At 74.1% G+C, this 11,868-nt stretch carries 14 protein-coding genes and 1 pseudogene; 13 read left to right on the top strand and 2 right to left on the bottom strand.

Features of this window, described 5'->3' with window-relative positions; genetic code table 11:
- A pseudogene (locus tag GPJ59_RS26255) lies at nucleotides 1–1,095 on the top strand (AfsR/SARP family transcriptional regulator); the annotation flags it as partial.
- 1,108 nt (nucleotides 1,096–2,203) lie between these two features.
- Here GPJ59_RS26255 and GPJ59_RS26250 read toward each other — a convergent pair.
- Nucleotides 2,204–2,431, bottom strand: a complete 228-nt coding sequence (locus tag GPJ59_RS26250; RefSeq protein WP_219670173.1) for a DUF6269 family protein — start codon at nucleotides 2,429–2,431, stop codon at nucleotides 2,204–2,206.
- Nucleotides 2,432–2,570: 139 nt separating this feature from the next.
- On the opposite strand from GPJ59_RS26250, the gene GPJ59_RS26245 reads away from it, so the two are divergent.
- Nucleotides 2,571–4,205, top strand: coding sequence for a tryptophan 7-halogenase (locus tag GPJ59_RS26245; RefSeq protein ID WP_219670172.1), 1,635 nt, complete (start codon nucleotides 2,571–2,573; stop codon nucleotides 4,203–4,205).
- Nucleotides 4,206–4,275: 70 nt separating this feature from the next.
- Here the strand turns inward: GPJ59_RS26245 and GPJ59_RS26240 are convergent, their stop codons facing one another.
- On the bottom strand, nucleotides 4,276–5,247 hold the full coding sequence (locus tag GPJ59_RS26240) for a helix-turn-helix domain-containing protein (protein ID WP_219670171.1): 972 nt from the start codon (nucleotides 5,245–5,247) through the stop codon (nucleotides 4,276–4,278).
- A 149-nt stretch (nucleotides 5,248–5,396) separates the two neighbouring features.
- On the opposite strand from GPJ59_RS26240, the gene GPJ59_RS26235 reads away from it, so the two are divergent.
- The 11 genes from GPJ59_RS26235 to GPJ59_RS26210 all read left to right on the top strand — a co-directional run.
- Nucleotides 5,397–5,759, top strand: a complete 363-nt coding sequence (locus GPJ59_RS26235; RefSeq protein WP_219670170.1) for a hypothetical protein — start codon at nucleotides 5,397–5,399, stop codon at nucleotides 5,757–5,759.
- A 117-nt stretch (nucleotides 5,760–5,876) separates the two neighbouring features.
- Nucleotides 5,877–6,056 carry a hypothetical protein gene (locus tag GPJ59_RS26230; RefSeq protein WP_219670169.1) on the top strand — a complete coding sequence of 60 codons (180 nt, stop codon included), beginning with the start codon at nucleotides 5,877–5,879 and terminating at the stop codon, nucleotides 6,054–6,056.
- A 273-nt stretch (nucleotides 6,057–6,329) separates the two neighbouring features.
- The gene (locus GPJ59_RS26225; protein WP_219670168.1) at nucleotides 6,330–6,476 is read left to right on the top strand and encodes a hypothetical protein; all 147 of its coding nucleotides are present in this window, start codon (nucleotides 6,330–6,332) and stop codon (nucleotides 6,474–6,476) included.
- Between the two features lie 34 nt (nucleotides 6,477–6,510).
- Nucleotides 6,511–6,651 (top strand): hypothetical protein, encoded by a 141-nt coding sequence (locus GPJ59_RS26220; RefSeq protein ID WP_219670167.1) that lies wholly within the window; start codon nucleotides 6,511–6,513, stop codon nucleotides 6,649–6,651.
- A gap of 63 nt (nucleotides 6,652–6,714) precedes the next feature.
- Nucleotides 6,715–6,846, top strand: coding sequence for a hypothetical protein (locus GPJ59_RS37820; RefSeq protein WP_258024934.1), 132 nt, complete (start codon nucleotides 6,715–6,717; stop codon nucleotides 6,844–6,846).
- Complete coding sequence (locus GPJ59_RS37815) at nucleotides 6,846–6,980, top strand: hypothetical protein (protein ID WP_258024933.1); 135 nt, start codon at nucleotides 6,846–6,848, stop codon at nucleotides 6,978–6,980. The genes GPJ59_RS37820 and GPJ59_RS37815 overlap by 1 nt, the downstream gene beginning before the upstream one ends.
- Before the next feature lie 9 nt (nucleotides 6,981–6,989).
- A complete protein-coding gene (locus GPJ59_RS37810) occupies nucleotides 6,990–7,124 on the top strand; it encodes a hypothetical protein (RefSeq protein ID WP_258024932.1) in 135 nt (44 codons plus the stop codon).
- 22 nt (nucleotides 7,125–7,146) lie between these two features.
- On the top strand, nucleotides 7,147–7,275 hold the full coding sequence (locus GPJ59_RS37805) for a hypothetical protein (RefSeq protein ID WP_258024931.1): 129 nt from the start codon (nucleotides 7,147–7,149) through the stop codon (nucleotides 7,273–7,275).
- A 47-nt stretch (nucleotides 7,276–7,322) separates the two neighbouring features.
- The gene (locus GPJ59_RS37800) at nucleotides 7,323–7,457 is read left to right on the top strand and encodes a hypothetical protein (RefSeq protein ID WP_258024930.1); all 135 of its coding nucleotides are present in this window, start codon (nucleotides 7,323–7,325) and stop codon (nucleotides 7,455–7,457) included.
- Nucleotides 7,458–7,883: 426 nt separating this feature from the next.
- Nucleotides 7,884–10,154 carry a TOMM precursor leader peptide-binding protein gene (locus GPJ59_RS26215; protein ID WP_219670166.1) on the top strand — a complete coding sequence of 757 codons (2,271 nt, stop codon included), beginning with the start codon at nucleotides 7,884–7,886 and terminating at the stop codon, nucleotides 10,152–10,154.
- Between the two features lie 18 nt (nucleotides 10,155–10,172).
- Nucleotides 10,173–11,868: SagB/ThcOx family dehydrogenase (locus tag GPJ59_RS26210; RefSeq protein WP_219670165.1), on the top strand; the 1,696-nt coding region annotated here is incomplete at its 3' end.

Here is an 11,868-nt window from a genome sequence, read left to right as displayed (position 1 = left end):
CACCCGGCCCAGGCCTGGGCCGCCGCTCCGGCGGGGCCCGCGGCCCCGGCGGCGGCGCCGGCCGTGGGCCTGCCCGCCGTACCCGCGCCCGCCCCTACGGGACCCGTCCCCACGGGAACCCCTGCCGCCCCCGGCGACTTCACCGGGCGCGAGGACGAACTCGCCGAGGCCCTCGGAGCGTTGCGGTCGGGGCAGGACGTGCTGGTCACCGGTGCGCCCGGCACCGGCAAGTCCGCCCTGGCCCTGCGCACCGCCGAAGACGCCCGCCCCGACTTCCCCGAGGGCCAGCTCTACGCCGACCTGCGCGGCCCCGACGGCACGCCCCGCCCGCCCCGGCAGGTCCTCGGCTGGTTCCTGCACGCCCTCGGCACCGCCCCGGACCGGATCCCCGAGGGGCTCGACGAGCGCGCCCAGCTCTACCGCACGCTCCTGGCGGCCCGCCGCATGCTCGTCGTCCTCGACAACGCCGCCGACGACACCCAGGTCCGCCCGCTCCTGCCCGGCGCGGGTGGCTCCCGTACCGTCGTCACCGGCATCCGCCCCGACCTGGCCACCCTCGCCGGCACCCGCCGGGTCCGCCTCGGCCCGATGACCCCCGCCGAGGCGACCCGCCTCCTCGCCCGGATTGCCGGCCCCGACCGCCTCGCCCCCGACCCCGTGTCCGTCGCCCGGGTCGCCGAGTACTGCGACCGGCTCCCGCTCGCCCTGCGCATCGCCGCCTCCCGACTCGCCGACCGCCCGGACTGGACGGTGGCCCGCCTCGCCTCCCGGCTGGCCGCCGAGGACCGCCGCCTGGCCGAACTCCGCATCGGCAGCCTGGACCTGGCGGCCGCGCTGCGCCCCGCCCTGGATACCCTCGACGGGCCCACCGCCGCCGCCCTGGACGCGCTCACCGCCACCGGCCTGCGCGTCCTCACCCCGGCGGACGCCGCCGCCGTGCTCGGGCTCCCGGATGTCGAGGCCGAGGACGTCCTGGACCGGCTCACCGACGCCCGCCTCCTGGAGCCCGGCCGGCCCACCGAGGGCACCGAGCCCCGCTACCGCCTGTCCTCCCTGGTCCGCCTCTCCACCCGCACCCGCGCCCTCACCTGCTGACCTGCCTGGCGGTCAGGTCCACGGTTCGCCCGTGGCTCGGCTGGCGGTCAGGTCCACCGCTCGCCCGTGGCTTGGCCCGCAGCCACGTCCACGGCTTCGCCGACGGCTCGGCCCACAGCTCGGCCGGCGGTCACGTTCGGCTTGGCCCACAGCTCGGCCGGCGGTCACGTTCGGCTTGGCCCACAGCTCGGCCGGCGGTCACGTTCGGCTTGGCCCACGCCCACGTCCACGGTTTCGCCGGCGGCTCGGCCTGCGGCCACGTTCGGCTCGGCTCACGGCCATGGCCACGTCCACCGTTTCGCCGACGGCTCGGCGCACGTCCACGTTCGGCTCGGCCCACGTCCACGGCTTCGCCGAAGGCTCGGCCCACAGCTCGCCCGCGGCCACGTCCGGTTCGGCCCGCGGCCACGTCCACGGCTTGGCTCACAGCCACGTCCCCGGCTTCGCCGGCGGCTCGGCCCACGGTTCGGCCTGCGGCCACGTTCGGCTCGGCTCACGGCCACGTCCACGGTTTCGCCGGCGGCTCGGTCCGCGGCCACGTCCGGTTCGGCCCGCGGCCACGTCCACGGCTTCGCCGACGGTTCGGCCTGCGGCCACGCTCGGCTCGGCTCACGGCCACCGTTTTGCCGACGGCTCGGCCTCCGGTCACGTCCACGGTTTCGTCGGTGGCTCGGCTCCGGGCCACGTCCACGGTTTCGCCGGCGGCTCGGCCCCCGGCCACGTCCGGCTCGGCCCACGTCCACGTCCACGGTTTCGTCGGCGGCTCGGCCTGCGGCCACGTTCTCGGCTCGGCTCACGGCCACGTCCACCGTTTCGCCGGCGGCTCGGCCCACGTCCACGTCCACGGTTTCGTCGGCGGCTCGGCCCCCGGCCACGTCCGCGGCTCGGCCCCTCAGCTCGGCCCCCGGCCAGGTTCGGCTCGGCCCCCGGCCAGGTTCGGCTCGGCCCCCGGCCACGTCCGGCTCGGCTCCGGCCACATCCACGGCTTCGCCGAAGGCTCGGCCCGCAGCTCGCCCGCGGCCACGTCCGGCTCGCCCGCGGCCACGCTTGGCTTCGGGGCGGCCCCGGTGGATCCCACCGGGGCCGCCTCCCTTGCGCTGAGGCCCCGTCAGCCGCAGCCCCCCGCGTGCCCCTCGTCGAGACCGTAGGTCGCGATGTAGCCGTTCTCCGCCGTGCCCTGAACGGCCAGGTCGTTGAGTGCGTCCACGTAGTCCGCGAGCAGGTCGGCCCACGGCGTCCCGCTGTCGCGCAGCAACAGCTCCTGATCCATTGCCGCTTTGTTCTCGATCTCGGTCAGGACATCCAGAGGGTGCTGGACCTGGGGCTTGTCGAACATTTCTTTCCTCCTGTCGGTGTCGGGCCCGTTCAGGTCCCGCACCAACAGATTCGGCGCACCCGCTATACGCGATCTCCTTTCCGCCTTGCACCGCCGGCAGAGACGCTCCATATATGCTCCATAGACGGAATACAGACGAATGCAGAACACTCCCGCCATGGACACGTACGCGGATTCCGAAACCCCCGGCACGCCCGCCGCCGGGCCCGCCGCCCCCGCCCCGGACGTCGTGGTGGTCGGCGGCACCCTGACCGCCTGGATCGCCGCCGCCCGGCTCGCCGCGGCCTTCACCGGCACGGTCCGCGTCACGGTCCTGGAGACCCCCCACCGCCCGGCCTCCCAGGTCACGTCCCTGGCCCCGGCGGTGCAGCGGGCCCTGTTCGACCCGCTGGGCGTGTCCGAGGACGTGTGGATGCGCGCGAGCGACGCCTCCTTCTCCGCGGCCGTCAAATACGCGCACCGGCCCACGCCCGACACCCACGTCTACATTCCGCACAGCCCCTCGGTACCGTCCTGCGAAGGATTCCCGCTCTCCGACGCCTGGGCCCTCGACCGCGCCCTGGGCCGCACCGTAGAACCCCTCGACCACGCCTGTTTCCGCGAGCCCCCGCTCATGGACGCGAAGAAATCACCGCGCTGGCTGGACGGCCGCGCCGCAATTCCCTACGGCTGGCACGCCGACGCCACCATGCTGACCCATTTCCTGCGCAGAAAGGCGGTCCGGACCAAAGGCGTCCGCCTCCTTACCGGGGACCTGCTGGGCGCCCTGCGCGACACCGACGGCACGGTGACCGCGCTGCGCACCACCCGCGGCATCCTCACCGGCGGCCTGTTCCTCGACTGCACGGGCGAGGACCGCCTGCTGATCGAGGGCCTGCTGGCCGAGCCGTTCGTCGACGCCGGCGACCGCGTCCCCACCGACAGCAGCGTCACCCTGACGGTCCCGCACGACAGCGCCCTGCACGGCGTCGAGCCGTACACCACCGCCACCGGGCTCCCCGACGCCGGCTGGACCTGGCGCCGCCCCCTCCTCGGCCGCTACGGCACCGGCCTCGCGTACGCGAGCGCCCGCACCACCCCCGACGAGGCGACCCGTACCCTCCTGGCCACCCTCGCCCCGCACGAGTCGGCAGCCCCCACCGTCACCCACACCCGCCACCGCCCCGGCCGCCCCCGCCGCGCCTGGGTGAACAACTGCGTGGCCCTCGGCGCGGCAGCCGGCTTCACCGACCCGTTCGCAGAGGACCACGCCGACACCCTGGAACTCCTGGACCGCCTGGTCCGCGACTTCCCGTCCCCCGGCGGCCCGCAGTCCTCCGGCCGCCCGCAGTCCCCTGGCGGCCCGCAGGCCCCCGGCGGCCCGCAGTCCCCCGCGGCCCGCTTCAACCAGGCCGCGGCTGCTCTGCACGAGCGCGCCCTGGACCTCGTACGCCTGCGGCATCCGTACCGCCACGCGCTGCCCCTGTCCGACACGGCCCGGGCCGCCGTGGAGGCCCACCGGGCCGGCCTGTCGCCGACCCCCGACGAACTCCCCCTGCGCACCCTCCTGTCGGCCCTCGCCCCCCGCACGGCCACCCCGCCCCCGCCCCCGGCCCTGGCCCGCCACCCGCGCGCCCTCCTCGCGGCCGAGTCCCACTTCGCCCGCATCAAGCGCCACCAGCAGACCCTGCTGGAAACCCTCCCCGACGCCCACACCTACCTCACGCGCCTGCACGACGCCGATGCGGCCGGGAGAGGCAGCAGCCGGCAGCCGCAGGAGCGAGCGGCGCGATGACCGGTCCGCCCTCCTCCCGTGGCCGCCGGGGCCTGTCCGGCCCCGAGCCGCCGGACAGGCCCCGGCGGAGTCAGCGGGTGGAGGGCAGCCAGCCGTCCTGTACGGCGTGGACGCCCGCCTCGAACCGGCTGCGCGCGTCCAGCCGTTCCATGAGGTCGGCCGCGATACGCCGGGCGGTCCTGGGGGAGACGCCCAGGCGCTTGGCGATCGACTCGTCGGTCATGCCCTCCGCCAGCATCTGGACGACCTCCTTCTCCTGCTGGCTGCGCCCCTGCGCGTCGTACACCGGAACCGACCCCAGCGGCGCGGCCTGCGCCCACGTCGACTCGAACAGCGCGCACAGCGCGGTGACCGTGCCCGCCCCGTGCAGGACGACGGCGCCCGCATGGGCGTCGGTGGTGTTCACGGGCAGTACCGCGATCCGCCGGTCCATGATGATCATGCGGACCGGCAGTGACGTGGTGGTCCTGACCTGGCCGCCGCGCCGGCTCAGCCAGGCGACGTGCTCCTGTGTCGCCGCGTCGTTGCGGACGCTGTCCAGATAGATGGTGCGCATGCGCACCCCGCGGTCGAGCAGCTGCTCGTTCGGCTCCCGGCTGGCCCGTAGGTCGGCCTCCGGATGGGCCCCGCCGGGGGCGAAGGTCATGACCTCGCTGGTGACCTCGGCACTGAGCTGGCACAGCCGGGCGCGGATCACCTCGATGCCCGACAGGGACTCGCTCTCGGCCGAGGTCTGCGGCTGGACGCTCGCGCAGTCGGCGATCAGCTGCGCCGCCGCGGCCTGGGAGAGGGCCAGCCGCTCCTGCTGCCGGGCGAGCAGGAGGTTCATGGCGGCCTCGGGCCCGAGAGGGGCGAATCCGCTGGGGGAGTACTCGGAGGAGCGGATCAGTGCCAGGGCGCTCAGCCGGTCCAGGGCGGCACGGACGTCCGGCTCGACGATTCCGAGCTGGTCCGCCAGTTGGAGTACGCCGTGCTGAGGGTGTTTCAGCATGACGCGATAGACCTGCTCGGCTATGGGATCCAGGCCCAAGGTCTGCAGCATCCGCTCCTCGTTCTCCCGGTCGGTGCGCGGTCTTACTTCGCCGCGTGCGGATTTGTCACGCGAGTGGGCCGGCCGCTTTATGCAATGGCATAAATGACCCCCACCGTCCCCCTGGCGCGCAAATATAGCGCAGGGCCACGATCTGATCCATGTACCTCATTCACCTCAAACTCCGGCTGGAAGCGGACCGGTTACTTCCGTCCGGTACCGCCGACCTGGTCCGTGCCGCGGCCCGCCCCGGCGACCGGCTGGAGCACGTCACCGTCCATCCGGACGCCCCCGGCGGCCCCGTGCTCGGCCTGTTTCTCCTGGCTGACCGACTCGAACAGGCCGAAGAGGCCGCCGATGCCCTGTGCCGGCGGGCCCTGGCCGCCTCGCCCGAGCTGCGCGGCGCGGCCCTGCTCGACCGCCAGGTCGGGCTGGTGCCCCAGTACTACGACCGGATCGCCGCCCCTGGCCGACTTATGACAGCGGGAAATCCGTCCACCGGGAACCTCTTCCATCCGTTCTGATCCCGGGCCAGAGTTGGACCTGTCAGCCGGTAGGGAAAGCCGCTGACACCGGGTCAAGAAAATGGCGCGAAGACGCTGCATTCCATCGTCCAGAAACATGAAAGTAGGGGAAAACGCGTGATCGGCATCCGTCTCCTCCAGATCGTCGCGACGACGGCCGCGGTTGTGGCCGCGGTGTTCACGGCGGCTCCCGCCCACGCCGACACCCTCCCCCTGACCGGGACGACCCTCCCGCCCGTCTCCGCCGGGCTGGACGGCGACGGGCCGGTCCAGGACGACGTGACCTGGGGTCACTGAGCGACTTTCCGTCACCACCCGCCGTCCGTACCGAATCTGTGAAAGGAATTCCGGACGTGAACAGCTTTGAGGCAATGTCGGCCGTACGTTTTCACGACGATTCCGACCCCGCAGATGACCTCCCCCTGGGAACCGGTCAGTGGCCGGCGGGTCCGGACGACCCGCACTGGGTCCTCGTCTGAGGACCGACACCGCACCCGGCACCGGCCGGGGTCGCGGAACGACACCCCCCGGAGCGCGCCGGCCGGCGCGCCCGAAAGGAAGGAAACACCCATGTCCGAGAACCCGCAGAACACCGAGCAGGCCCCCGTCGACGTGGCGCAGGACCTGGCCATCGAGGAGCTCGCCGGCGGCGAGCCCGGCACCACGGCCGTCAGCACCTTCGGCACCATCGCCTGCTCCAGCACCAAGGTCTCCTGACCACCCGAACCCTTCACCGGAGAGGACACCCCTCATGAGCACCACGCCCGAGCACGCTTCCCACGACGGCGCCGACATCGACGTCGAGGAACTGGAGGCGAAGAACGCGGCCGCCACGGCCTGCATGTTCTGCATCGGCACCTCCGCCTGCTTCACCCAGAACGACGAGGGCTGAGCACTTCCCCGTGTGCCGGTCCGACCCCCGGACCCGGCCGACCCGAACAGAAAGAAGGAATCCATGAACGACACCACCGCAGACCCGGCGCCGGCCGGCACGGACGGCCCCGACGTCGAGGTCGAAGACCTGGAGGCGTCCGCCGCGGCGGGCTGCGCCAGCACCGTCGGCACCATGAGCTCGCTGGTCAGCTGATGGCCGACAGCCCGGCCGACACCGCTGCCGCCGCCACGGCGGGCGGCGCCGAGATCGAGGTCGAAGAACTGACCGAATCCGGCGCCATGAGCTGCCTCGGAACCATCGGCACCCGTTTCTGCTACGAGATCTGAGGACCCGTCATGGACGATCTCGCCCCCGACCCGGTCGCCCTCCGGGCCCAGGACTTCGACATCGAGTTCGAGGACCTGGCCGACGGATCCGTCTGGGCCGCCCCGTACACCCTCGGTACCGGCATGGCCTGCTGGACCGCCTGACCACCTCATCAGGAGGAAAGCCGTGCCCGAGCACACCGAACCGACCACCGTCAGCGCCGACGAAGACCTCGATGTCGAGGTCGAGGACCTGGAGGCGTCCGCCGCGTTCGCCTGCGCCGCCTCCAAGCTGACCAACATGTGCATTCCGTAGCCGCCCGCACATCCATCCACCATCCACCCACGGAAGGAAGCCCCACCATGAACGAGAAGAAGACCGACCCGCTGACCGTCCGCGCGGACGAGGCCGAGGTCGAGATCGAGGACCTGGACGACGCCTCGGCCGGCGCCTACACCCTCAGCACCGCCGGCTGCCTGACCTGCCCGGTCACCTGATCCGGCGGTCCGGCCCACGGACCGCCACGGCACCCCGCACGTCACGCACCACCGCGCACCGCACCACCGCGCACCGCACCACCGCGCACCGCACCACCCACCGCGGCCCGGCACGGCCGGCCGCGTGATCACGGGCCCTTCCCTCGGGCACGGCCCCACCGGGCCCCCGCCGCTCCCGCACCGGGCGCCCGACAGCCCCGCCGGCCCTTGCGCATCGCGCCCCGCCGGCGGCCGCACCGCCCGTACCCATCCGGCCGCGTCACCGTGGACCGCACCGCACGGACGGCTGCCCGAGGCCCTGGAACGGCCGGGCCGCACACACGCTCCCCCTCGTACGGCCCGGCCGTCCCCCCGCCCTGCCCACCCTGCTCCGCCCGCACGACCATTCCCTGCTGCCGCCCTCGCCGCTTCCCAAGGAGACAACGCATGCCCCGCATCCTGCGGTTCAAAAGGTCGACCAACGCGCAAGTGCTCCCGGGCGAGGGCGTGTTCCTGGTGTCCGAACAGCGCCAGACCGTCCTGCGCGGTGCGCTGGCCGAGCGCCTCGCCCCGCTGCTGGACGGACAGCACACCCGCGAAGCGATCCTCGACGCCCTCGCACCCGACTTCGACGCCGACCGTGTCGCCCGCAACCTCGACCGGCTCGTCACGGCCGGCCACGTCGTCACGGCCGAGGCCGGCGGCAGCGGCAGCGACACCGACGACGACGAACGCTCCGGAGGCTTCTGGGAACTCGCCGGCCTCGACGCCGACCAGGCCCGCCGGCAGCTCCACGCCGCGCCCGTCGAGGTCGTCGCCCTCGGCGCCGCCGACCCCGCCTGGTTCACCGGCGCCGCCCGCGCCATGGGCCTGGACCCGGACGCCGCCGACCCCCGGCTGACCGTCGTCCTCACCGACGACTACCTCCACCCCGACCTCGCCGACCTCAACAAGCGCGCGCTGGCCTCCGGCCGCCCCTGGCTCCTGGTGCGCCCGGTCGGCACCGAGACCTGGGTCGGCCCGCTGTTCCAGCCCGGTGAGAGCGGCTGCTGGGACTGCCTGGCCCACCGGCTCGCGGGCAACCGGCTCGTCACCTCCTTCGTCCAGCAGTCCACCGGCGCCGACCGGCCCCCGGTCACCGCCCTCGCCGGCCTGCCCGGCACCGTCTCGGCCGCCGCGCACCTGGCCGCCGTACAGGCCGCCAAGTGGTTCGCCGGCATCCGCGGACCCGAACTGGCCGAAGTCTTCGGCCTCGACACCCTCACCCTCGAAGGCCGCCGCCACCGGCTCTCCCGCCGGCCCCAGTGCCCCTCCTGCGGTGACCCCGGCATCGTGGCCCGGCGCGCCCTGAAGCCGGTCGAGCTGCGCAGCCGCACCAAGGACGCCGCCGTCCAGGACGGCGGACACCGTACGAAGGACCCGGCCCGGCTGCTGGCCGACCACGAGCACCTCGTCAGCCCCGTCACCGGCGTCATCTCCCAGCTGGTCAAACAGGACAGCGGCACCGACCTGCTGCACTGCTACCTCGCCGGCACCAACTTCGCCGTCGGCTCCGGCGGCCTCGACGCCCTGCGGGCCGGCCTGCGCAGCCAGAGCTCCGGCAAGGGCATGAGCGACGTCCAGGCCCGGGCCAGCGCCGTCGCCGAGTCCATCGAGCGCTACTCGGGCGTCCACCAGGGCGACGAGGCCCGGATCACCGCCTCGTACCGCGAGCTGGGCGACGACGCCGTCCACCCCAACGCCATCCAGCTCTACAGCGACCAGCAGTACCACGACCGCGACGACTGGAACGCCCGCGGCTCCCACTTCCACCGCGTGTCCGCCCCCTTCGACGAGGACGCCCGCATCGAGTGGACCCCGGTGTGGTCCCTGACCCACCGGCGGCACAAGTACCTGCCCACCGCCCAGCTCTACTACCAGTACCCGGCCGGCGCCCACCCGGCCACGGTCTGGTCGGACTCCAACGGCAACGCGGCCGGCGCCAGCCTGGAGGACGCCGCCGTCCAGGGCTTCATGGAGCTCGTCGAGCGCGACAGCGTCGCCCTGTGGTGGTACAACCGCGTCCAGCGCCCGGAACTGGACCTCGACAGCTTCGCAGAGCCGTACTTCGGCCGCTGGAAGCAGGCCTACCGCGACCTGGGCCGCGAGACCTGGGTCCTCGACCTCACCTCCGACCTCGGCATCCCCGTCGCCGCCGCCGTCTCGCGGCGCACCGACAAGCCCGTCGAGGACATCCTGCTGGCCTTCGGCGCCCACTTCGACATGAAGATCGCCGTCTCGCGCGCCCTGACGGAGATGAACCAGTTCATCGGCGCCGTCCTGCCCATGCAGAGCGACGGGACCGGCGAGTACGCCTTCGACGACCCCGACCAGATCCGCTGGTGGAGCACGGCGACGCTGGAGAACCAGCCCTACCTGCGCCCGCTGCCCGGCCCGGCCCGCACCTACGCCGACCACCCCTACCGGCCCAGCACCGACCTGCTCGACGACCTCGAACGCGCCCGCCGGGTCGTGGAGGAACGAGGCCTGGAGATGCTCGTACTGGACCAGACCCGGCCCGACATCGGCCTGCCCGTCGTCAAGGTGATCGTCCCGGGCCTGCGCCACTTCTGGCCGCGCTTCGCCCCGGGCCGCCTCTACGACGCCCCCGTCCGCATGGGCTGGCTCGACACCCCCACCCGTGAGGAAGACCTCAACCCCATCGGCATGTTCCTGTAACCCGTTCCGGAGACCGCGATGACCACGGCGACCCAGCCCACGATGACCACGGCGACCCAGCCCACCCCACGCACCGAGACCCGCCTCGCCTTCACCTCCGGCGTCGGCGTCCGCTCCGAACCGGACGCCGTCCACGTCACCTTCGGCGGGTGCACCCGGTTCCGCATCCGCAACGCACCCGCCGAGGTCGTCGCCGTCCTGGAGGACCTGGCCCATGGGCCGGCCCCGGCGTCGCAGGCCGACAGCCCGCTCGACGGGGTGTTCGCCCGGCTCAGCCGGCTGCTGCGCCACCACGTCATGGTGGACGGCACCGAAGCGCTCCGCCTGGAGCCCATGGTGCCCGCCGGCGGCCACCACCCGGCCGCCGTCGGCGCGGACACGCCCGTCCGCCTCAGCCGCTTCGCCTTCCTGCGCTCCTATGACGGCGACCTCGTCCTGGAGTCCCCGCTCTCCACGCGCCGGGCCCGGCTGCTGGCCGAGCCCGTCCGCCGACTGGCCGGCGCCCTCGGCGCGGTCACCACCGCCGCCGAACAGGCCCGCACCCTCGGCCTGCCGGTCGAGACCGTCCGGGAACTGCTGGGACACCTGACCGGGACGGGCCTGGCCGACACCGCCGACGAGGACGGGACGTTCGCCGCCGACGGGGACGACGTCCTGCGCCAGTGGGAGTTCCACGACCTGCTGTTCCACAGCCGCAGCCGGTTCGGCCGCCACGACTACCCCGTCGGCGGGGTGTTCCCCTTCCGCGGGGTGATCGAGCCCCGCCCCGCGGTCAGGCCCCTCCCGGACGGCCCCGTGGTCCCGCTGCCCCGCCCCCGGCTGGAGGACGTCCTCGCCGCCGACGCCCCCCTGACCACCGTCCTGGAGACCCGGCAGTCCGTCCGCGGACACGGCGCCGAGCCACTGGACCTGGCCCGGCTCGGCGAGTTCCTCTACCGGACCGCCAGGGTCCGTGCCGTCACCGGACCGCGCCCCGAGGAGGGCATGCCCTACCCGGCCTCCTCCCGCCCGTACCCGACCGGCGGCGCCTCGTACGACCTGGAGCTCTACCTCTCGGTCCACCGCGTCGCGGGCCTGGAGCAGGGCATGTACTTCTACGACCCGGCCGGGCACCGTCTGGTCCTGGTCAACTCCGACGCGGACGACCGCGACGCCATGCTCGGCGTGGCCCGCATCGCGGCGGGCGGCATCGACACCCCGGACGTGCTGATCACCGTCACCTCCCGCTTCCAGCGCCTGTCGTGGAAGTACCGCTCCATCGCCTACGCGGCGACGCTGAAGAACGTCGGCGTGCTCTACCAGACCATGTACCTGGTCGCCACGGGCATGGGCCTCGCCCCGTGCGCCCTCGGCGGCGGCGACTCCGACCTGGCCGCCCGCACCCTGGGCCTGGACTACCTCCAGGAGTCCTCGGTCGGCGAGTTCCTCCTGGGCTCCCGCCCCGCCCACCCGGCCCCCGCCGCACACACCACCTGGACCCCGCTCAACGACGCCACCTGGCACACCCACACCCCCCCCGCCCCCCCCCCAACCCCCCCCCCCCCCCCCCCCCCCCCCCCCCCCCCACCCCCCCCCCCCCCCCCCCCCCCCCCCCCCCCCCCCCCCCCCCCCCCCCCCCCCGCGCCCCCCACCACCCCCCCCCCCCCCCCCCCCCCCCACCCCCCCCCACCGCCCCCCCCTCCCACCGCCGCCCCGCCCCGCCCGCCCCCCCGCG

Origin of the sequence: Streptomyces bambusae, assembly GCF_019400985.1 — a bacterium.
GTDB classification, from domain to species: Bacteria; Actinomycetota; Actinomycetes; order Streptomycetales; family Streptomycetaceae; genus Streptomyces; species Streptomyces bambusae_A.
The sequence above is the reverse complement of the archived record's forward strand: the minus strand, read 5'-3'. Positions and strand labels throughout refer to the sequence as shown.